This is a genomic window from Herbaspirillum robiniae (assembly GCF_002213415.1).
GTDB lineage: Bacteria > Pseudomonadota > Gammaproteobacteria > Burkholderiales > Burkholderiaceae_D > Herbaspirillum > Herbaspirillum robiniae.
Genome location: NZ_NJGU01000001.1, coordinates 943,936 through 965,308, shown reverse-complemented (window position 1 = coordinate 965,308; position 21,373 = coordinate 943,936). Strand labels below are relative to the sequence as shown.

At 65.1% G+C, this 21,373-nt stretch carries 20 protein-coding genes; 11 read left to right on the top strand and 9 right to left on the bottom strand.

What is annotated here, in order from left to right:
• Positions 1–357 precede the first annotated feature (357 nt).
• From glnA to ntrC, 4 genes are all read left to right on the top strand, one after another.
• Positions 358–1,773 carry a type I glutamate--ammonia ligase gene (gene glnA / locus CEJ42_RS04270; RefSeq protein ID WP_079215588.1) on the top strand — a complete coding sequence of 472 codons (1,416 nt, stop codon included), beginning with the start codon at positions 358–360 and terminating at the stop codon, positions 1,771–1,773.
• A gap of 108 nt (positions 1,774–1,881) precedes the next feature.
• Positions 1,882–2,340 (top strand): hypothetical protein, encoded by a 459-nt coding sequence (locus CEJ42_RS04265; protein WP_129587667.1) that lies wholly within the window; start codon positions 1,882–1,884, stop codon positions 2,338–2,340.
• A 249-nt stretch (positions 2,341–2,589) separates the two neighbouring features.
• Positions 2,590–3,663 carry a nitrogen regulation protein NR(II) gene (gene glnL / locus CEJ42_RS04260; protein ID WP_088750228.1) on the top strand — a complete coding sequence of 358 codons (1,074 nt, stop codon included), beginning with the start codon at positions 2,590–2,592 and terminating at the stop codon, positions 3,661–3,663.
• 134 nt (positions 3,664–3,797) lie between these two features.
• On the top strand, positions 3,798–5,288 hold the full coding sequence (gene ntrC / locus CEJ42_RS04255) for a nitrogen regulation protein NR(I) (protein WP_079215586.1): 1,491 nt from the start codon (positions 3,798–3,800) through the stop codon (positions 5,286–5,288).
• Between the two features lie 162 nt (positions 5,289–5,450).
• Here the strand turns inward: ntrC and CEJ42_RS04250 are convergent, their stop codons facing one another.
• The 3 genes from CEJ42_RS04250 to prpR all read right to left on the bottom strand — a co-directional run bounded on the left by CEJ42_RS04250 (position 5,451) and on the right by prpR (position 8,732).
• Entirely contained in the window at positions 5,451–6,734 is a 1,284-nt protein-coding gene (locus tag CEJ42_RS04250) for an MFS transporter (RefSeq protein ID WP_079215585.1), read from the bottom strand.
• 232 nt (positions 6,735–6,966) lie between these two features.
• Complete coding sequence (locus CEJ42_RS24940) at positions 6,967–7,134, bottom strand: hypothetical protein (RefSeq protein ID WP_165774380.1); 168 nt, start codon at positions 7,132–7,134, stop codon at positions 6,967–6,969.
• Complete coding sequence (gene prpR / locus CEJ42_RS04245; RefSeq protein ID WP_088750103.1) at positions 7,095–8,732, bottom strand: propionate catabolism operon regulatory protein PrpR; 1,638 nt, start codon at positions 8,730–8,732, stop codon at positions 7,095–7,097. Before prpR ends, CEJ42_RS24940 begins: the two co-directional genes overlap by 40 nt.
• Positions 8,733–9,066: 334 nt before the next feature.
• Here prpR and prpB point away from each other — a divergent pair, with 334 nt between their 5' ends.
• From prpB to CEJ42_RS04215, 6 genes are all read left to right on the top strand, one after another.
• Entirely contained in the window at positions 9,067–9,957 is an 891-nt protein-coding gene (gene prpB / locus CEJ42_RS04240; protein ID WP_088750102.1) for a methylisocitrate lyase, read from the top strand.
• Between the two features lie 50 nt (positions 9,958–10,007).
• A complete protein-coding gene (gene prpC / locus CEJ42_RS04235) occupies positions 10,008–11,165 on the top strand; it encodes a bifunctional 2-methylcitrate synthase/citrate synthase (protein WP_079215582.1) in 1,158 nt (385 codons plus the stop codon).
• Between the two features lie 173 nt (positions 11,166–11,338).
• Positions 11,339–11,770, top strand: coding sequence for a hypothetical protein (locus CEJ42_RS04230; protein WP_079215581.1), 432 nt, complete (start codon positions 11,339–11,341; stop codon positions 11,768–11,770).
• A 284-nt stretch (positions 11,771–12,054) separates the two neighbouring features.
• Positions 12,055–13,941, top strand: coding sequence for a propionate--CoA ligase (locus CEJ42_RS04225; protein ID WP_088750101.1), 1,887 nt, complete (start codon positions 12,055–12,057; stop codon positions 13,939–13,941).
• Positions 13,942–14,056: 115 nt separating this feature from the next.
• Positions 14,057–14,563 carry an arsinothricin resistance N-acetyltransferase ArsN1 family B gene (locus tag CEJ42_RS04220; RefSeq protein ID WP_088750100.1) on the top strand — a complete coding sequence of 169 codons (507 nt, stop codon included), beginning with the start codon at positions 14,057–14,059 and terminating at the stop codon, positions 14,561–14,563.
• On the top strand, positions 14,560–14,841 hold the full coding sequence (locus CEJ42_RS04215; RefSeq protein ID WP_088750099.1) for a hypothetical protein: 282 nt from the start codon (positions 14,560–14,562) through the stop codon (positions 14,839–14,841). The genes CEJ42_RS04220 and CEJ42_RS04215 overlap by 4 nt, the downstream gene beginning before the upstream one ends.
• A 15-nt stretch (positions 14,842–14,856) precedes the next feature.
• Here CEJ42_RS04215 and xth read toward each other — a convergent pair whose 3' ends face one another.
• Positions 14,857–15,624, bottom strand: a complete 768-nt coding sequence (xth, locus tag CEJ42_RS04210; RefSeq protein ID WP_088750098.1) for an exodeoxyribonuclease III — start codon at positions 15,622–15,624, stop codon at positions 14,857–14,859.
• A gap of 165 nt (positions 15,625–15,789) precedes the next feature.
• Between xth and CEJ42_RS04205 the strand changes: the two genes are divergently transcribed.
• Positions 15,790–16,065, top strand: coding sequence for a hypothetical protein (locus CEJ42_RS04205; protein ID WP_088750097.1), 276 nt, complete (start codon positions 15,790–15,792; stop codon positions 16,063–16,065).
• Positions 16,066–16,163: 98 nt separating this feature from the next.
• On the opposite strand, the gene CEJ42_RS04200 is transcribed toward CEJ42_RS04205, so the two are convergent.
• The 5 genes from CEJ42_RS04200 to CEJ42_RS04180 form a co-directional block, all read right to left on the bottom strand.
• A complete protein-coding gene (locus CEJ42_RS04200; RefSeq protein ID WP_079215575.1) occupies positions 16,164–16,733 on the bottom strand; it encodes an FxDxF family PEP-CTERM protein in 570 nt (189 codons plus the stop codon).
• A 536-nt stretch (positions 16,734–17,269) separates the two neighbouring features.
• Entirely contained in the window at positions 17,270–17,836 is a 567-nt protein-coding gene (locus tag CEJ42_RS04195; protein WP_088750096.1) for an FxDxF family PEP-CTERM protein, read from the bottom strand.
• Between the two features lie 323 nt (positions 17,837–18,159).
• Positions 18,160–18,918, bottom strand: coding sequence for a MipA/OmpV family protein (locus CEJ42_RS04190; RefSeq protein WP_079215573.1), 759 nt, complete (start codon positions 18,916–18,918; stop codon positions 18,160–18,162).
• Between the two features lie 158 nt (positions 18,919–19,076).
• Positions 19,077–20,177: an alkene reductase gene (locus CEJ42_RS04185; protein WP_079215572.1), complete on the bottom strand. Its 1,101-nt coding sequence runs from the start codon at positions 20,175–20,177 to the stop codon at positions 19,077–19,079.
• Positions 20,178–20,397: 220 nt separating this feature from the next.
• On the bottom strand, positions 20,398–21,297 hold the full coding sequence (locus tag CEJ42_RS04180) for a dienelactone hydrolase family protein (RefSeq protein ID WP_243397771.1): 900 nt from the start codon (positions 21,295–21,297) through the stop codon (positions 20,398–20,400).
• Between the last annotated feature and the right edge of the window lie 76 nt (positions 21,298–21,373).

The window sequence follows — 21,373 nt, the reverse complement described above, 5'->3', positions numbered from 1 at the left end:
TTGGCCGAAATGGGAAGCTCATTTTGGCGCATCCGGGAAGCAAAAAGCCTGTTTTGCACCAATAAAGTGCTCAATATCCGGTCTTGCACTTAAAAAGATCAATATTGGTGCAAATGCATAAAAATGCACTAAAATAATGCATCTATTTCGTGCCCATGCACTGAAGGGAACGGCCGTCCAGCCCTGCGCTCCCTAAAATATTCCATTATTGCCGCCCCTGAAAGGTTGGTGGCATGGAATCTGCTATCATCCGCGACTGAGTTCGGCGCAAGACCGTTGTATCAAATGCAAAGATCCAGTCGCAGAAAACGGCTCAACATCCAAATTTATACTACTTCCTCGTTTTAGGAGATTCGCATGGCAAGGACGGCCGCAGAGGTTTTGAAGATGGTGAAGGACAACGAAGTCAAGTTTGTTGACTTCCGTTTCGCTGACACCCGTGGCAAGGAACAGCACGTTTCCGTGCCTGTTTCGCATTTCGACATCGACAAGTTCGAATCCGGTCACGCCTTCGACGGTTCGTCGATCGCAGGCTGGAAGGGTATCGAAGCCTCCGACATGCTGCTGATCCCGGACCCGAACACCGCCAACATCGACCCGTTCATGGAAGAAACCACACTGTTCATGCAGTGTGACGTGATCGAACCGGCCGACGGCAAGGGCTACGACCGCGACCCGCGTTCCATCGCCAAGCGCGCTGAAGCCTACCTGAAGTCCTCCGGCCTGGGCGACACCGCCTACTTCGGCCCGGAACCCGAATTCTTCATCTTCGACGGCGTGCGCTGGGGCGCTGACATGTCCGGCTGCTTCGTCAAGATCGACTCCGAAGAAGCTTCCTGGAGCACCGGCGCCAAGATCGAAGGCGGCAACTCCGGCCACCGTCCGACCGTCAAGGGCGGCTACTTCCCGGTTCCCCCGGTCGACAGCTTCCAGGACATGCGTTCGGAAATGTCCCTGATCCTGGAATCGATGGGCATCCCCGTTGAAGTGCACCACCACGAAGTGGCCGGCGCCGGCCAGAACGAACTGGGCACCAAGTTCTCGACCCTGGTCGAGCGCGCCGACTGGACCCAGACCCTGAAGTACGTGATCTGGAACGTCGCCCACACCTACGGCAAGACCGCTACCTTCATGCCGAAGCCGCTGGTCGGCGACAACGGTTCGGGCATGCACGTGCACCAATCCGTGTGGAAGGACGGCAAGAACCTGTTCGCAGGCGACGGCTACGCCGGCCTGTCGGAATTCGCGCTGTACTACATCGGCGGCATCATCAAGCACGCCAAGGCGCTGAACGCGATCACCAACCCCGGCACCAACTCGTACAAGCGTCTGGTTCCCGGCTTCGAAGCTCCGGTCAAGCTGGCCTACTCGGCCCGTAACCGTTCGGCATCGATCCGTATTCCGCACGTGGCGAACCCGAAGGGCCGTCGTATCGAGACCCGCTTCCCGGATCCCCTGGCCAACCCGTACCTGTGCTTCTCGGCTCTGCTGATGGCCGGTCTGGACGGCGTGCAGAACAAGATCCACCCGGGCGAAGCCGCCACCAAGGACCTGTACCACCTGCCGCCGGAAGAAGACAAGCTGATCCCGACCGTGTGCTCCTCGCTGGATGAAGCGCTGGAACACCTGGACAAGGACCGCGAGTTCCTGACCCGCGGCGGCGTGTTCAGCGACAGCATGATCGATGCCTACCTGGATCTGAAGATGCAGGAAGTCACGCGTTTCCGCATGACCACGCACCCGATCGAGTTCGACATGTACTACTCGCTGTAATCGAACACGGGTCTGAAAAAAAGGGGAAGCTTGCTTCCCCTTTTTCTTTATGCGCCGCCGGAGTGCTTGCCGTCCTGTCTGATGAGGGCAAACAGTCCGGAGGATGCGATGAAGCCGAGTTGGAAGAGGGTATGGATGCCGGCGCTGCTGTTGCCGGCGATGGCCACAGTAGTGACAACGGCGGCCGCGGCCGCCGAGATGTACGTATGCGGCGACCGCGGCGACGTCGAGTACCGCGACGATGCGCGCGGCCGTGACTGCCGGCGCGGCGCGCAGGCGCAGGTCGGCACGGTCAGCGGCAACAGCGGCGACAGGGGCCGCGCGGCGACGCCGGGCGTATCGATGCGTCCGGGCGACGACGACGCGCAAGCGGCCTTGCGCGCGCGCCTGGCCACCGAGCGCGGCAAGCTGGAGGCGCTGCGGCGCGAGTACAACGGCGGCCAGCCCGAGCGTCGCGGCGACGAGCGCAACTATGCGAAATACCAGGCGCGCACTGATGCGCTGAAGGCGGCGCTGGAAGAAAGTCGGTTGCGGGTCGAGACGCTGCAGCGGCAGTTGCAACCCTGATCGCCTGCTGACAAGGCGCTGACGATGAACCGGCCGCGAACACCGGCCGCATGCGGGCTCGCCCGAAACTTGCTAGTGAAATGGCAAGGATTTGCAAGTGAAGGGCCCGAAGAATTCCGGCGCGCGGCATGCGCGCGGAGGTTCGCGAAAGACGCCGGCAAGGGGCGCCTTTGCGATGCGATCAACAAGAAACGCGGCGACGGCGGCGATGCCGTGCGCCACAACGATTTCAGGGTCAACGATATCCGGATGAAGACAAATTTCCCCTCGCTGGACGGCCTCGACCTGCTGGCCTCGGCGGTGATCATTCTCGATGCCCAGGGCGGCATCGTGTACGCCAACGCGGCCGCAGAGAACCTGCTGGAGAGTTCGTTCAAGGTGCTCTCGCAGCAGAAGCTGTCCGAGCTTTTCCTCAACGGCAAGGAGCTCTCCGCGCTGTTCTACCAGGCCATCGAGCACCAGTTCGCCGACAAGCGCCTGGACCTCGTGCTGGAGCGCGCCAACCGCGAGCCGCTGCAGGTCCACACCATCGTCACGCCGCTCGACAATCCCGACATGCCGGTGCTGCTGGAGCTGCGCGAGAACGTGCAGCAGCTCAAGCTGGACCGCGAAGAGCGCATGTTCGACCAGAGCCAGGCCAACAAGGAGCTCATCCGCAACCTGGCGCACGAGATCAAGAATCCGCTGGGCGGCATCCGCGGCGCGGCGCAGCTGCTGGAGCTGGAGCTGCCTGAGCGCCACCTGAAGGAGCTGCGCGAATACACCCAGGTCATCATCAAGGAGGCCGACCGCCTGCAGACCCTGGTGGACCGCCTGCTGGCGCCGCACCGCCATCCGCACATCGTGGGCGACGTCAACATCCACGAGGTGTGCGAGCGCGTGCGCAGCCTGGTCATGGCGGAGTTCCCGCAGGGGCTGGCCATCAAGCGCGACTACGACCTGTCGATTCCGGAGTTCCGCGGCGACAAGGAGCAGCTGATCCAGGCCGTGCTCAACATCGTCCACAACGCCGCGCAAGCCCTGGCCGAGCGCATCCGCGCCGGCGACGGCGAGCTGATCCTGCGCACGCGCGTGTCGCGCCAGGTGACGCTGTCCAAGGTGCGGTACCGGCTGGCACTAGACTTGCATATCATCGACAACGGTCCGGGCATCCCGCCGGAAATCCAGGAGCGCATCTTCTATCCCCTGGTTTCCGGACGTGAAGGAGGCAGCGGACTGGGGCTGACGCTGGCGCAGACTTTCGTCCACCAGCACATGGGCGTGATCGAGTGCGACAGCCGGCCGGGATGTACCGATTTCAGAATACTTATACCGCTGCCGTGAGCCCATGGCCGCAGGCGGCGCGCCAAAGCCGGCATGACGGAAAGCAGCCCGTCATCGGGGGCTGCGGGCGGGCGCCAGAAGCGCCGTGTCCGCAGGAGCATTAACAGCATGACCAACGCAGGAAGAAGTTATTTATGAAGCCAATCTGGATTGTTGACGACGACGAATCGATACGCTGGGTCCTCGAGAAGGCCCTGGCCCGGGAGAATCTCGCCACACAGAGTTTTTCCAGCGCACGCGACGCCATGGCCGCCCTGCAGACGGGCACGCCGCAAGTCCTGGTCTCCGACATCCGCATGCCGGGCGCATCCGGCCTGGAGCTGCTGCAGACCGTCAAGGCCAAGCACCCCGGCATTCCGGTCATCATCATCACCGCATTCTCGGATCTCGATTCGGCGGTGTCGGCCTTCCAGGGCGGCGCCTTCGAATATCTGGCCAAGCCTTTCGACGTCGACAAGGCGGTCGAACTGATCCGCCGCGCGCTCGACGAGAGCCTGCGCGAAACCGACATCGAGCAGTCGGCGGCGCAGACGCCCGAAATCCTCGGCCAGGCGCCGGCGATGCAGGACGTGTTCCGCGCCATCGGCCGCCTGTCGCAATCCAACGTGACCGTGCTGATCACCGGCGAGTCCGGCTCCGGCAAGGAACTGGTGGCGCGCGCCCTGCACAAGCACAGCCCGCGCGCTTCGCAGCCCTTCGTGGCCTTGAACACGGCGGCGATCCCCAAGGACCTGCTGGAGTCCGAACTGTTCGGCCACGAGCGCGGCGCCTTCACCGGCGCGCAGGCGATGCGCCGCGGCCGCTTCGAGCAGGCTGAGGGCGGCACCCTGTTCCTCGACGAAATCGGCGACATGCCGCTGGACCTGCAGACGCGCCTGCTGCGCGTGCTGTCGGACGGCCACTTCTACCGCGTCGGCGGCCATCAGTCGTTGAAGGCCAACGTGCGCGTGATCGCCGCGACCCACCAGAACCTCGAGCAGCGCGTGCGCGAAGGCCTGTTCCGCGAAGACTTGTACCACCGCCTGAACGTGATCCGCCTGCGCCTGCCCAGCCTGCGCGAGCGCAACGAAGACATTCCCATCCTGGCGCGCTACTTCCTCACGCAGAGCGCGCGCCAGCTGGGCGTGGAAGCCAAGCGCCTGTCGCCGCAGGCGATGCAGTTCCTGTCGCAGCTGGAGTTCCCGGGCAACGTGCGCCAGCTGGAAAACCTGTGCAACTGGATCACCGTGATGGCGCCGGGCCAGACGGTCGAGATCAAGGACCTGCCGCAAGACTTGGTGGAGGCGCGCGCGCATGCGCCGCAACCGGCGCAGACGCTGTCGGCGCCGGCATCGATCGCGGCGGCGCCCGTCGCGGTCGACCCGGCGCAAGCCGCGGCCTACGCCGAAGCCGCGGGCGCCAGCTGGATCTCGCTGCTGGAAACCGAAGCTGCCCAGATGCTGGCGCAGGAGCAGCCCGAGGTGATGGACATCCTCGGTCGCCAGTTCGAGGCCGCGCTGATCAAGATTGCCCTGAAGCACACCCACGGCCGCAAGAACGATGCCGCCGTGCGCCTGGGCATCGGCCGCAACACCATCACGCGCAAGATCCAGGAACTGGGCATCGGCGGCGCGGAGGACGATTGAGTTTGTGATGAACTAGTGGGGAGGGCTGTTCCCGGGCCGCTGCGGGAACAGGCGAAAGCAAGGGGAATCAGCGGATAGAAAAAGAGAAATGGCCCGGGTCGCATTGCGATCCGGGCCATTTTTATTTGCCGGGCGCCGCACAGGCGGCGCCGGATGCAACGCTCAGCGCAGGCGCAGCACGGTGCGCGCCGCCAGGCTGGCGATCAGGCTCAATGCCGCGCCGAAGATCACGAAGTAGCTCACCGACAGCTTGTCGCCGGTGAAGTCGATCAGCCAGGTGATGATCAGGCCGGCGAAGCCGCCGAAGATGGTCACCGCGATGTTATACGCCAGCGACATGCCGGTGCCGCGGGTGGCGACCGGGAAGATGTCGGCCAGCAGCGCCGGCATCGCCGCGAAGTACATGGTCATCAGCACGCCGATCACGGTCTGCAGCAGCAACAGCTGCAGGAAGCCCGGCGAGTTGGTCAGGAACACGAACATCGGATAGGTCAGCACGATGTAGAGCGCGCTGCTGGTGATCATGAAGGGGGTGCGACCGATCTTGTCCGACCAGGCGCCCACCAGCGGCGAACCCACCGCCATGATCAGGCCGGCCACCGACATCGCGGCGAACGACGACCAGGCCGGCAGGCCCAGCTGCTTGACCGCGTAGGTCGGGATGTACAGCGACAGGTAGACCGAGACGGTGGCCATGATCACGCTGCCGGCGCCGATCAGCAGGCGCAGCTTCTGGCTGGAGAAGGTGTCGCGCAGCGGGGCATCGGTGCGTTCGGTGGAGTCCTTGAACTCGGGCGCTTCGTCCAGGTGGCGGCGGATATAGATGCCGGCCGGCGCGATCAGCAGGCCGAAGAAGAACGGCACGCGCCAGCCCCAGGAGGCCAGTTGTTCAGGCGTGAGCATGTTGTTGAGCACGGCGCCGAAGACCGCCGCCAGCAGCAGGCTGATGCCCTGGCTGGCGACCTGCCAGCTGGAGAAGAAACCACGGCGGTGCGGCGCATGTTCGACCAGGAAGGCGGTCGAGCTGCCGAATTCGCCGCCGGCCGAGAAGCCCTGGATCATCTTGCCCAGCGCGATGCCGGCCGGGGCCAGCAGGCCGATGGTTTCATAGTTGGGCATGAAGGCGATCATGGCCGTGCCGATGGTCATCAGCATGATGGACAGCATCAGCGCCGCCTTGCGGCCCACGCGGTCGGAGTAGGCGCCCAGCACCACCGCGCCCAGCGGACGCATGAAGAAGGACACGCCGAAGGTGCCGAAGGTCAGCAGCAGCGAGACGGTGTCGTTCCCGGTCGGGAAGAACTGCTTGGCGATCACGACCGCGAAGGCGCCGTAGATCAGGATGTCGAACCATTCGAGCGCGTTGCCGATGGACGATGAGACGATGGCGCGCCGGGCCTGCGGATGCGTGTGTTCTGCCGCTGGCGAAACGGTGGTGCTGGACATGGATTCTCCCTGTTTGAGTGGTGCCTGTGGATGTGTAGGAGCGGGCTCGATGGCCTCACCGGAAGGGGCGGATCCCGTCCGCCCGAGTTTGTTGTCGATTCTCGCCCCGGGAACGGCATGCGCCGTTACAGCGGCCGAGCATAGGCGGGGGCTTGAGTTGCTGTCAAGAAGCGACGCCGCAGGATTATCAGGTGACGGGAAAGAATGAAGAATTTCATTCGGCGTAAACAATTTACGACCGCATGAACGGCAGGTATTCGAGGGTGATGACCACGATTCGCCGGGACAGCAGCCGCGCGCTGCTTGCGCCGCCGACGATGACGATGACGATGACGATGACGATGACGATGATGACGACGGTCAGGCGCCATCGCCACCGTCTTCTTTCAGCTTGCGCCACAACGTGGTCCGGCTGATGCCCAGCTGGCGCGCCGCCGCCGCGCGGTTGCCGCGATGACGCTGCAGTGCAGCGCGGATGTCGTCGGCGCCGGCTGTGGGCGCAGCGGGTGTGTCCAGGGCCGGCGGCATGCCGTGCGCCGATGTGATTTCAGGCGCCACCGCCAGGATCAGCGCGGGCGTGAGCGCCTGCAGCGGCTCGGCCGCCAGGAACAGCGCCAGCCTCTCCATCATGTTGCGCAGCTCACGCACATTCCCCGGCCAGGCGTATGAGGCCAGCAGCGGTCCGCAGCGCGCGATCTCGGCGCTCAGGTTGGCGTGCGGGCGCACATCGAGCGCCGCCAGCGCGTGCTTGAGATGCCATTCGGCCAGCGCCGGGATGTCTTCGCGGCGTTCGCGCAGCGGCGGCAGCCGCAGGCGCAGCACGCCCAGGCGGTAGTACAGGTCGGCGCGAAAGCGTCCCTCGCGCACGCGCGCATCGAGGTCGCAATGGGTGGCGCTGATGATGCGCACGTTCACGGGAATGGGCCGGGTGCCGCCCACGCGCACCACCTCGCGTTCTTCCAGCACGCGCAGCAGGCGCGTTTGCAGCGGCAGCGGCATTTCCCCGATCTCGTCGAGCAGCAGGGTGCCGCGATTGGCCGCCTCGAACAGCCCGGCGCGCCCGCCGCGGCGCGAACCGGTGAAGGCGCCTTCCTCGTAGCCGAACAGTTCGGACTCCAGCAGCGACTCCGCCAGCGCACCGCAATTGACCGCCACGAAGGGATGCGCCGCCTGCGCCTTGCCCTGCATCAGCGGGTGGGCGCGGTGGATGGCTTGCGCGGCCAGTTCCTTGCCGCTGCCGGTCTCGCCCTGGATCAGCACCGTGGCGGGCGAGCGCGCGAACAGCGTGATCGACTGGCGCACCGCTTCCATCGCCGGCGAGTCGCCGCGCAGGTCGCGGATGTGGTGGCGCGCGCGCAGCGTGTCGGCCACCGGCAGGTGGCGGCCGCGGGTGGATTCCAGCTGGGTCAGGCGCGCCAGTTCCAGCGCGTCGTCGAAAGCCTGGCGCACCGAGGCGGAGGAGTAGATGAACACGCCGTGCAGCCCGGCCTCTTCGGCCAGGTCGGTGATCAGCCCGGCGCCGACGATGGCCTCGATGCCGGACGCCTTCAGGTCGTTGACCACGGCGCGCGCATCCTCTTCGGTGGCATAGGTGCGCTGCACGATGTCCAGGCCGAAGGTGCGCTGGAACTCCGCCAGCGCCGGCATCGCTTCCTGGTAGGTGACCAGGGCGATGCGCGGCGTGATCTTGCGCGCCCGCGCCAGCGCCTGCATCGCGTCGAAGCCGCTGGCGCGCGCCACGATCACCGGCACCGGCAGCCGGCTCTTGAGATAGGCGCCGTTGGAGCCGGCCGAGATCACGGCGTCGCAGCGTTCGCCGGCCAGTCGTTCGCGGATGTGGCGCACCGCGTCGTCAAAGCCCAGCTGGATCGGCTCGATGTCGGCCAGGTCGTCGAACTCCAGCGTGATGTCGCGGAACAGTTCGGACAGGCGCGACACCGACACCGTCCAGATGACGGGTTTGTCGGCGGCGCGGTCGGCGGGGGCGGGGCGTTTCATTGGCGTTCTCGGTGTTTCGCATTCGTTCAATGAAACGTTAATGTAACACTTTTGAAACGCTTTGATCCCGGCATGGCCGCGTTTGCCTGCGCGCCGTCTTCGCGTTGGGATGCCGTCGCGTATCCGGCTAAGCCTTTGATTCTTCTCTGTTTGTCATCACAGGCGGAGGCGCCCGGCAACGCCGGTTCGCTTTCGCCGCCGCCCTGTGGCACGGCCGTTGCAATACAGGCTGCCAATTCGTCCGACCGCCGGCTCATGCATCGGCGCCAGGATGGCAAAAAGACAACGCGGCCCAGTCCGGCCGCATCCCGCAACCTCCACCAAAGGTGTCACCATGGCTCTCCACTCCGCAGGCGCAGCGTTTCGCAAGGCCGTCCAGGAAGAATCCCCGTTGCAGGTCATCGGCGCGATCAACGCCAACCACGCGCTGCTGGCCAAGCGCGCCGGTTTCCGCGCGATCTATCTGTCCGGCGGCGGTGTCGCGGCCGGCTCCCTGGGCCTGCCTGACCTCGGCATCTCCAACCTCGACGACGTGCTGACCGACGTGCGCCGCATCACCGACGTGTGCGACCTGCCGCTGCTGGTGGACGTGGATACCGGCTTCGGCGCGTCGGCCTTCAACGTGGCGCGCACCGTGAAATCGATGATCAAGTTCGGCGCCGCCGCCGTGCACATCGAAGACCAGGTCGGCGCCAAGCGCTGCGGCCACCGTCCCGGCAAGGAGATCGTCACCAAGCAGGAGATGGTCGACCGCATCAAGGCCGCGGTGGACGCCCGCACCGACGAGAACTTCGTGATCATGGCCCGTACCGACGCGCTGGCCGTGGAAGGGCTGGAGGCCGCCATCGAGCGCGCCGTGGCCTGCGTCGAGGCCGGCGCCGACATGATCTTCCCGGAAGCCATCACCGACCTGGAGATGTACAAGAAATTCGCCAACGCGGTGAAGGTGCCGATCCTGGCCAACATCACCGAGTTCGGCTCGACCCCGCTGTTTACCGTGGATGAGTTGAAAGGCGCCGACGTCGGCATCGTGCTCTATCCGCTGTCGGCCTTCCGCGCCATGAACAAGGCGGCCGAGAACGTCTACAACGCGATCCGCCGCGACGGTACCCAGAAGAACGTGGTCGACACCATGCAGACCCGCATGGAGCTCTACGACCGCATCGACTACCACAGCTACGAACAGAAGCTGGACGCGCTGTTCGCGCAGCAGAAGAACAAGTAACGCATCGCAATCGGCAAGACCACGACAAACGATACCTTGAGGAGAACACGATGAGCGAACAACAGGCAGCACCGGGCTTCAAGCCCAAGAAATCCGTGGCCCTGTCCGGCGTCACCGCCGGCAACACCGCGCTGTGTACCGTCGGCAAGACCGGCAACGACCTGCACTATCGCGGCTATGACATCCTGGACGTGGCCGACAGCTGCGAGTTCGAGGAAATCGCCCACCTGCTGGTGCACGGCAAGCTGCCCACCGCGGCCGAACTGAAGGCCTACAAGGCCAAGCTGAAGGCGCTGCGCGGCCTGCCGGCCAACGTCAAGGCGGCGCTGGAGTGGCTGCCCGCCGCTTCGCACCCGATGGACGTGATGCGCACGGGCGTGTCGGCGCTGGGCTGCGTGCTGCCGGAAAAGGATGACCACAACACGCCCGGCGCGCGCGACATCGCCGACCGCCTGATGGCGTCGCTGGGCTCCATGCTGCTGTACTGGTACCACTACAGCCACAACGGCAACCGCATCGAAGTCGAGACCGACGACGACTCCATCGGCGCGCATTTCCTGCACCTGCTGCACGGCCAGAAGCCGTCCGAGCAATGGGAAAAGGCGATGCACACCTCGCTGATCCTGTACGCCGAGCACGAGTTCAACGCCTCCACCTTCACCGGCCGCGTGATCGCCGGTACCGGCTCCGACATGCATTCGGCCATCACCGGCGCCATCGGCGCGCTGCGCGGCCCCAAGCACGGCGGCGCCAACGAGGTGGCCTTCGAGATCCAGAAGCGCTACGACAACCCGGACGAGGCCGAGGCCGACATCCGTCGCCGCGTCGAGAACAAGGAGGTCGTGATCGGTTTCGGCCATCCGGTCTACACCATCTCCGACCCGCGCAACAAAGTGATCAAGGAAGTGGCGCGCAAGCTCTCCAAGGACGCCGGCTCGACCAAGATGTTCGACATCGCCGAGCGCCTGGAGTCGGTGATGTGGGACATCAAGAAGATGTTCCCCAACCTCGACTGGTTCTCGGCCGTGTCCTACCACATGATGGGCGTGCCGACCGCGATGTTTACGCCGTTGTTCGTGATCGCTCGCACCTCCGGCTGGGCCGCGCACATCATCGAGCAGCGCATCGACAACAAGATCATCCGCCCCTCGGCCAACTATGTCGGGCCGGAAGACCTGAAGTTCGTTCCCATCGCCAAGCGCAAGTAAGGCGGGCGGGAGCGGCGGCCGGCGGCGGATTTGTAACAAGATCCGCCGAGGGGCGAGACAATTGCAATAAATTGCTAAGATGCGGTCGGATTGCTTCAAGCCCCTTTGGGATCCGGCCGCGTTGGATGCATTGCAGCGCAATATCCGGATCCGCCACCGACCTGGATATTCCGATGACCGTATTGAACGCCACGCGCTTTTCCTCCTTCTTCAAACTTTGCCTGATCGCCGGCGCCGCCGCATTGCTGGCTTCCTGCGCCTCGCAGGAACCGGTGCCCGTGACCGAGACCAAGCCGGTGCTGCCGCAGATCCTGAAGTCGCCCGCGGCCAGCCAGCCGACCTGGGCCACGCAGCTGGTGACCGGCAACTTCAGCTGCGAGCTGGGCAACAAGGTGGAACTGCGCATGGATGGCCGCGTCACCGACGGCGTGACGCTGGAGTGGAAGGGACGTTCGTACACCATGAACCCGGTCAGCACGTCGACCGGCGCGGTGCGCCTGGAGAACAAGGGCGAAGGGCTGGTGTGGATCCAGATTCCGTCGAAGTCGATGCTGCTCAATTCCAAGATCGGCCAGCAACTCGCCAACGACTGCAAGGTCCGCTGACGACGACGCCCGCGCCGCGCGCGGGCTTCGCATCTCATCTCTTCCCCGGGCGGCGTTCGCGGCCCGCGCATGTCCTCTCCATCGGTCCTCTCCATCGCCTTGGCCGGCGCCGGTTTCGGCGCGCGGCCATCGGCGCGGATGCCGCCGCGATTCAGCAGCAAGTAAGCTTGGCCTGACACACTGAATCACCCCTTCGGCACGCACGCGCAATCCATAAGAAGCGGCGGCCGGAAGCCAACAAGAACAAGCAGAAAATTCCAGTTCGAAAGACATGAGGAGACATCATGCAATACGAGCAATTCTATCGCCGCTCCATCGAGCAGCCTGAGTCGTTCTGGGCGGAGGAGGCCGCGCGCATCCATTGGGAAGAGCCGTTTTCCCGCACGCTGGATTACTCGCGTGCGCCGTTCGCGCGCTGGTTCATCGGCGGCAAGACCAATCTCTGCTACAACGCCGTCGACCGCCACTTGCCGCAACGCGCACAGCAGCCCGCGCTGATCGCGGTGTCCACCGAGACCGGCAGCGAGCGCACCTATACCTATGCCGAACTGCAGCAGGAGGTGATGGCCATGGCCGCCGTCATGCAATCGCTGGGCGTGGAGCGCGGCGACCGCGTGCTGATCTACATGCCGATGATCGCCGAGGCAGTGTTCGCCATGCTGGCCTGTGCGCGCATCGGCGCCGTGCATTCGGTGGTGTTCGGCGGCTTCGCTTCCAACAGCCTGGCTTCGCGCATCGACGACGCGCAACCCTGCCTGATCGTCTCGGCCGACGCCGGTTCGCGCGGCGGCAAGGTGATCCCGTACAAGGGTTTGCTGGACGAGGCGATCCGCCAGGCCGGCCACAAGCCGGCGCGGGTACTGCTGGTCGATCGCGGCCTGGCCGACCTGCCGCGCACGCCCGAACGCGACGCCGACTACGCGCCGCTGCGCCGGCAATACCTGGACGCGCAGGTGCCGGTCACCTGGCTGGAGTCCAACGAGACCAGCTACATCCTCTACACCTCAGGCACCACCGGCAAGCCCAAGGGCGTGCAGCGCGACGTCGGCGGCTACGCGGTGGCGCTGGCCTCGTCGATGCAGCACATCTTTTGCGGCCAGCCCGGCGAGACCTATTTCTGCACCTCCGACATCGGCTGGGTGGTGGGGCACTCCTACATCGTCTACGGCCCGCTGATCCACGGCATGGCGACCGTGCTCTACGAAGGTTTGCCGATCCGGCCCGACGCCGGCGTGTGGTGGAGCATCGTCGAGAAGTACAAGGTCACGCGCATGTTCTCGGCGCCCACCGCGATCCGCGTGCTTAAAAAACAGCCGCCGGAGTTCATGCACAAGCACGATACCTCCTCGCTCAAGGCCCTGTACCTGGCCGGCGAGCCGCTGGACGAAACCACCTCCAGCTGGATTTCCGATGCGCTCAAGGTGCCGGTGATCGACAACTACTGGCAGACCGAATCCGGTTGGCCCATCATCTCCATCGCCCGCGGCGTGGACGACAAACCGACCCGCCTGGGCAGCCCGGGCGTGCCGATGGCCGGTTACAGGATGGCCATCCTCAACGAAGCCACCGGCGCAGAATGCGGCGCGAACGAGAAGGGCGTGGTGGCCATCGAAGGCCCGCTGCCGCCCGGCTGCATGCAGACCGTGTACGGCGACGACGAGCGCTTCGTCAACACCTACTGGCGCAGCCTGCCGCGCGAGGTCTACTCCACCTTCGACTGGGGCATCCGCGACGCGGACGGCTACTATTTCATCCTCGGCCGCACCGACGACGTCATCAACGTCGCCGGCCATCGCCTGGGCACGCGCGAGATCGAGGAGAGCATCTCCAGCCATCCCAACGTCTCCGAGGTGGCCGTGGTGGGCGTGGAAGACAAGCTCAAGGGCCAGGCCGCCTACGCCTTCGTCATCCTGAAGAATGCCGACGCCGCCGCCACGCCGCAGCAGAAGTCGGCGCTGGAGGCCGAGATCATGGGTGTGGTCGACCGGCAGATCGGCGCGGTCGGGCGTCCCTCGCGGGTGCTGTTCGTCGGCCTGCTGCCCAAGACCCGCTCCGGCAAGCTGCTGCGCCGCGCGATCCAGGCCATCTGCGAAGGCCGCGACCCGGGCGAGCTGCCCACCATCGAGGACCCGGCGGCGCTGGAGCAGGTGAAGGCGGCGTTGCGGCCTTGATTCGGGCGGATGGACAGGGGACGGGGGAGGCCGCGGGGCGGTGAAGTCGATGAGCATCGCCGCCCCGATTTGGTTACACTGGCGACTTCGCCCCGCGACCGCCATCCGACCAGACATGCACGACCCTATCCGGGCGGCTACCGCCGCCGACGCCGACGCCATCTGCGGCATCTACAACCACTACGTCGAACATACCGCCGTCAGCTTCGAGACCGAGGCGATCCCGGTTGCCGCCATGGCCGCGCGCATTGCCGAGGTGCAGGCGCAGTTCCCATGGCTGGTGTACGAGGAAGGCGGCCAGGTGCTGGGCTATGCCTACGCCAGCAAGTGGAAGCCGCGCGCCGCCTACGCGCAGTCGGTGGAAAGTTCGGTTTACCTGCACCGCGACGCCGCCGGGCGCGGCATCGGCAAGCAACTGTACGCGCGCTTGTTCGCCCAGCTGAGGCCGCTGGGCGTGCACTTGGTCATCGGCGGCATCGCCCAGCCCAATGACGCCAGCGTGGCGCTGCATGAGCGCATGGGATTCGTGAAGGTGGGCCAGTTCAATGAAGTCGGCCGCAAGTTCGGCCGCTGGGTGGATGTCGGCTACTGGCAGCTCAAGCTTGAGGAGGAACAACCATGAGATCGACCCGCGCCGCCAGCGCCATCGAGCGCCTGAACAACCGCGCCGAGACCAGGCAGTATTCGATGCTGCGCACTTCCGACGAGCGTTTCATCCTGACCCGGCGCGAGGCCGGCCATCCGATGGAAAAACTCAACGAGGCGCTGGAGCTGGACGAGTTCGTCGCCTTCGTCAACGCCTACGGCCCGCAGAAACCCAGGCGCGTGAGCAAGCTCGACGTGCAGTTCGAGAAGAACATGCGCAATAAAAAAACGGAAGAGGGCGGCGGCCAGGAGTAGGCCGCCGCAACGGCATCAGTCGCCCAGCGTCGCGATCACCGGCGCGTGGTCGGACGGCTGTTCCCACTTGCGCGGCACCTTGTCGACCACGCAGGCCGTGCAACGCGGCGTCAATTCTTCCGACAGCAGGATGTGGTCGATGCGCAGGCCACGGTTCAGGCGAAAGCCCATCTGGCGATAATCCCACCAGCTGTAGATCTTCTCGGGCTGCTCGAACAGCCGGAACGAATCCGTGAAGCCCATCGCCTGCAGCTTGCGGAAGGCATCGCGCTCCGGTTCCGACACCAGCACCTGGCCTTCCCAGGCCTTGGGGTCATGCACGTCGCGGTCTTCCGGCGCGATGTTGTAGTCGCCCAGGAGGGCAATGCGCGGATGCTTCGCCTTCTCCTGTTCCAGCCACTGGTGCAGCGCCGCCAGCCACGACAGCTTGTAGGGATACTTTTCCGAATCCAGCGCCTGCCCGTTGGGGATATAGGCGCACACATAGCGCACGCCTTCGATGGTGGCGGCGATGATGCGCTGCTGCTCGTCGGGGAACAGCGGATTGTTCTTCACCACGTCGCTCATCTGATGACGCGACAGGATGGCCACGCCGTTATAGGTCTTCTGCCCGCTGAACTCGACCAGGTAGCCGGCCGCGGCGATCTCGGCGGCGGGAAACTTGTCGTCGGTCAGCTTGGTTTCCTGCAGGCACAGCACGTCGACCGGGTTTTCCTCCAGCCATTTCAGCACTTGCGGCAGGCGGACCTTGAGGGAGTTGACGTTCCAGGTGGCGATTTTCATGGGTGTAGGACAGTGGTGAATCGGTGGTGGCGTCGCCCGTGGGCGAAGGGCGCCATCTTACCGCATTCACGCCTGCAGCACGGTCGTGAATCTTTCGCGCGGCGGCGAGCCTAACCCTCAGGGCCGCGTTCGCGGCGCCATCGCAAGCCGGACGGGAGAATCGCCATGAAACACGCACTGGACCTGATCTCGCAGTACACCGAGGAAATGCGCGGCTTAGCGCTCAAGGCCGAGGACGGAACCAACATCGACGACGCCACGCGCGAGCTGATGCGCCATGCCACCGAGCAATTGCGCAATGCGCGCGACGGCAGCGACCCGATCGAGTCGACCAGGGGATTGCGCGCGCGACTGAAGACGATTTCCGAGACGGCCGCAGACACGCAGATCCGCTTTCGCGTGGCGATCGATCATGCGGTGGCGCTGCTGGATGAAGCCTGAGGAGGCGTGGGCGAAGGACGTCGCGGCAGGGAGGGGACGGCGGATATGTTTTCAGGGGGAACGCCTGCGTGGGCAGGCATTCCCCTGATGCGGGCGGCTTAGGCCGGCATCAGCTGGTTCACCTGCACTTGCGACTCCGACTTGCTGCCAGGACGGCGACGGCGATAAGCCGCGAAGCCGACCAGGGCCAGGCCGCCCAGCATCATCGCGGTGGTCGAGGCTTCCGGCACCGGTGCGACGCTGATGTTGCCGGCGAAGCTGCCGCCGCCGCTACCCAGGATGGTGCCCGCCACAGTCAGCGTATACAGGCCGGCGGTCAGGCCGTTGGTACGCAGGCTGAAGGTCTGGGTATCGCCGTTGAGCAGCGAAGTGCCGGTGTAGCTCTGGCCATTGCCGCTCAGGGTGAAGCTGTCGATACCCAGGCGCGACAGACCGTCCAGGGCGATCGACACCACCGCGGACGAAACGGAGGAGGAGCCGTCGACGCTGAAGTTGAAGTTTTCCAGGAAGGTCAGGCCGGTGGTGCCGTCGCCGTAGCGGGCGTTGAAGGTCGACGTCGAGTCGGTCCACACCAGCGTGCGCGTACGCTCGAGATCTGCAGCGCTGGCCGTGGAACCAGCAGCGACGAGCGCGGACGCAAGCAGCAAACTGCTAATCAGTTTTTTCATTACACACCTCTTTCTTGATTCGATTAATTGAGAATGCACAACAGGGGAGGGACGTTCCAGCTGATTGAGTTGTTGTGGCCGGAACGAGGTTGTCTCTGGTTGGATTTATTGTTCGATGGAGACCGGTTGAGATTAGCTGCTGCGTCATTAAATCTCAACTGATTTTTACTTTGCCAGCGTAATTTTTGTTGCGGTGTAGGAGTCTTGGAAGTCTTTCTGGTTAAGGCTTTCCGATGGTTGTGCTTAATTTTTTCCGCGTCGCAATGTTCTGGAATATTTAAGTGTGGAAATGATGACGGGCGTCATCATCTGGTTGCGAAAAAAAATCTCATGGGAAATATTTCGCAACGGTTTTCGGCGCCATTTCCTTGCCCGGATCATGGCGCGGCGAGGGCGAAAAAACGGGCCAGCCGCAATGGCTGGCCCAGTCTTGTCGGTGGAGCCGGCGGCTCCGGCCTCCTGGTCGGAGGCAAACGGGTGTCGAACGGGTATGCAACCAGGATCGAACCGGTATGGCTTTTGGCGAGGCCTGTCGTTCAGGCCGGCTGCAGGTTGGCGCCTCCCGGATCTTGTCGCAGTTGGTTGCGCCGGCGGCTGCGCATTGCCGCCAGCCCGACCACCGCCAGGCCGCCCAGCATCATGGCGGTCGTCGAGGCTTCCGGCACGGCCGCGACGCTGATGTTGCCGCCGAAGCTGCCGCCTGCGGTGCCGTTCACGGTTCCCGTCACGGCCAGCGTGTAGTCGCCGGCGGCGATGTTGGAAGCCTGCAGCGTGAAGTACTGGGTGGCGCCGATCACCGACTTGGTGCCGCTCCAGCTGCTGCCGTTGCCGCTCAGCGTGAAGCCGGTGATGTTGAGGGCGGAGGCGTCGTTCAACGCGATCGAGATCACCGCCGAGGTCGCCGTGGAGGCGCCGGCGGTGCTGAACGTGAAGTTTTCCTGGAAGGTCTGGCCGGATTGCGCGGTGTCGAAGGCGGAGCCGAAGGTCGATGTCTTTCCTTCGAACTCCAGCGGCGTGGTGCTGTTGATCTGCGCCGCGTGGGCTGCGGTGCCTGCCGCCGCAAGCGATACCGCGAGCAGCAGGCTGCTCAAGTGCTTTTGCATGACTCACCTCTTTGTTTGAGTGAAAAATCCCAAGTGGGGGAGGAAAGCCCGGCGATTGATTTGTTCTACCGGATCGTGGCGCGTACCGGATTCTGTTTGTCCTGTTCCGACTTTTTTGGGGGAGGCGACATGGGCAGCGTAGCGGCTGCGCAGGCAAAGCTCAATGAAAACACTACATGAGCTGGCGCATTTCGTTGTGCTGTCAGACGCGGGAGGGGCAAGGTCATCAAGCGCCGCCGACAGGCGCGACGCATAGCGAAGAGCTCAAGCTCTGCTCTGCGTGCGCGCCGGGCGCAGTGCCGGGGAAAGGGCGTTGCAGCCGCTTATTTGAAGTGGTAGCTCAACGCAACCAGGCCCATGTCTTCGACCTTGCGGTGGACCAGCGGGCTGTCGGCCACCGAGTTGCCCAGCCACTTGCGGCGCCAGGTCAGGTTCAGGCGCCAGTCGCCGAAGACCGGCATGTCGGCCGACAGGCCCAGCAGCGGGCTGGTCGACGAACCGGCGCTGTACTGGCGCAGTCCGCTGGCGGCCGATTCGGTGGAATCGACGCCGAAGAAATAGTTGTTGTAGTTGCCGCTGCGGTATTCCACGCCGATCTGCGGATAGATGCTCACGCGGCTCACGTCCACCTGGGCCGCATAGATCGCCTCGGCCAGCGTGCCGTGCGACTTGTTGAAGTCGTAGAAGGCGTTCAGGAAGAAGGCGCCGTAGGGCGTCTCCTGGTAGGTGCCGATGCCCAGCGGGATCGGGTCGGAGCGGCGGTGCAGACCGCGGTCGGCGTCGAAGCCCTCAAAGTTGATCCGTCCCGCCAGTTCCAGGTAGCCGTAGCCCAGTTTGGCGGTCTTCACGCCGAAGGTGTCCAGGCGCGCGAAGAAGCGGCCATAGTCGAAGTAGGCGTAAGGCAGCACCGTATTGTGACTGTGCTTGGACAGGCCGTTGCGTTCGAGGTGGAAGACCCCGGCGCCGAGGTCGCCCACGATGCGGTCGGGAAGCTCGCTGCCGGCGGCGTCGGGCGAGGCTTGCTGGGCCATGGCGGGAGCGGCGCACAGCAGTGCTGCGAAGATGGCGATGGTCGTTTTCATTATGTGTCGTCGTGCTTGGGTGGGGCATCGGATGAGACTGCTGCACGCATTGTAGCCGTTGGCGGCGCTTGTTTCAGGCATTGCTGCGCGCCGCACCGGCGGCGCCAAGAAAAACGGCCCGCCTGGGGCGAGCCGTTGATCTTGCCGCGCGGGCGATATCAGGCCAGGTTCAGCGCCGGATAGTCGGTATAGCCGGCCGCGCCGCCGCCGTACAGCGTGTCCGGGTTGAAGGACGCCAGTTCGGCGCCGTGCTTGAAGCGCTCGACCAGGTCGGGGTTGCCGATCCACGGACGGCCGAAGGCCACGATGTCGGCCAGGTTGCCTTCGCGGGCCTTGGTCGCCATGGCCAGGTCATAGCCGTTGTTGGCGATGTAGACGCCCTTGAACAGGCCGCGCAGCAGCTGCAGGTCGAAGCCGTTCTCCACGTCGCGCGAACCGCCGGTGGCGCCTTCCACCACGTGCAGGTAGACCAGCTTGTACTTGTTCAACTGTTCCACCACGTAGCTGAACAGGGCCTTCGGGTCGCTGTCGGCGATGTCGTTGAAGGGGCTCAGCGGCGACAGGCGGATGCCCACGCGTTCGCTGGGCACCACCGAGGTGACGGCTTCCACCACTTCCAGGAGCAGGCGCGCGCGGTTCTCGATGCTGCCGCCGTAGGCGTCGGTGCGGCGGTTGGTCTTGTCGCGCAGGAACTGGTCCAGCAGGTAGCCGTTGGCGGCGTGGATTTCCACACCGTCGAAACCGGCCTGGATGGCCAGCTGGGCCGCGGTCTTGTACTGCTCGATCAGGCCCGGCAGTTCGGCCAGCTCCAGTGCGTGCGGGGCGACGAAGGGCTTGAAGCCGGTTTCGGTGAAGGCGTTGCCTTCGGGTGCGATGGCCGAGGGCGCCACCGGCAGCGCGTTGCCCGGCTGCAGGTCGGGGTGGGAGATGCGGCCGACGTGCCACAGCTGCAGGAAGATGTGGCCGCCCTTGGCGTGCACGGCGTCGGTCACTTTCTTCCAGCCGGCGACCTGGGCTTGGTCGTAGATGCCGGGCGTCCAGGCATAGCCTTTTCCTTGCTGCGAGATCTGGGTGGCCTCGGCGATGATCAGGCCGGCGCCGGCGCGCTGGGCGTAGTAGTCGGCGGCGAATTCGCTGGGCACGTCGCCGGCTTGTGCGCGGCTGCGCGTCAGCGGCGCCATGGCGATACGGTTTTGCAGCTGGATCGGACCCAGTTGCACAGGCTTGAACAGGTCGCTGGTTTGGCTGGCGAGAGTCATGTAAATCCTTTCTTGGCGTTGGCTGGGGATAAGGGCCGTGCTCCGGTGACATTCCCGTGGCGCCGTGCCGGCCGTTGTTGTATGGGGGCGGGAAGCGCGTTCCGAACGCGTTTTCGTTGAACAGGAGGCGCTTTTCCGCAAAACCCGACCAGTTTAGTCGAGAATTATTTTTGCTGCAGGGCGTCACCCGTTTTTCCGGGAGGCAATCCTGTATGGAGCGTCAGGGCAGGGAGCGCACCTGGTCCAGCCAGGGCCCGAGGCGCATGCGGGCGTCGCCGAGCGCGGTGCGGTTGGCTTCGATCGCCTGGCGACGGGCGCCGGGATCGTCGAAATCGTGGGTCGCGCCGGCATAGGTGGTCACCACCGGCGGTTCGGCGCCGACGGCCAGCTGGACCTGCCGCATCACGCGCTTGCAACCCTCGGCCGAGACTTCCTCATCGGCGCTGCCCAGCAGCAGTTGCAGCGGCCGGTCGATGCGCGGCGACTGCGAGAGCAGGGCGCGCGGACCGCAGCCGGGATAGAAGGCGATCGCCGCCGCAAAGGCCGGGGCGCCAGCGGCCGGCGGATGCATGGCTTGCCGGATCATCACGTTGAGCGCGGTGCTGGCGCCGTTGGACCAGCCCTGCAGCATGATGCGTTCGCGCGCCACGTCGCTGCGCGCGGCCAGCCAGGCCAGCGCGCCTTCGGCGTCCAGCGGGCGCACATCGAGCTCGTTGGTGGCGGCGCGTTCGGGCGCGCCGTGCGTATGACGGCCGAAACCATGCGCCACGCCGCGCGGGCCGAAACTATCCACATGCGGCGCCAGGTAGCCGCGTTCGCTCCAGTAGCGCGCCCATGCGCGATGGCGCTGGGTGAGCGCGGCGGCGTCGCAAGCCGAGGCGACGCCGGGGCCGACCTGGGTGCATCGGGCGTTGACGTTGATCGAATAGGGACCGGCGCGACCGTGCAGCATCACGATGGCCGGATGTGGCCCGGCGCCGGCGGGTGCAAAGAGATAGCCGGTCAGCTGCGTCTTGCCGTCGGCCGAGGGGAAATGGACGGTCTGCGGAAGCACCGCAGCGGCATCGACCGCGCCGGCCTTGCGCAGGGGGCCGGCGAGTGCGATCGCCAGCAGCGTCAACAGGAACGGGGCGCAAAAAAGCCGCCGGCGATGCGGCGGCTTTTCTGCGCTTGCAGCTTGCGGCGCGCGATGGCGT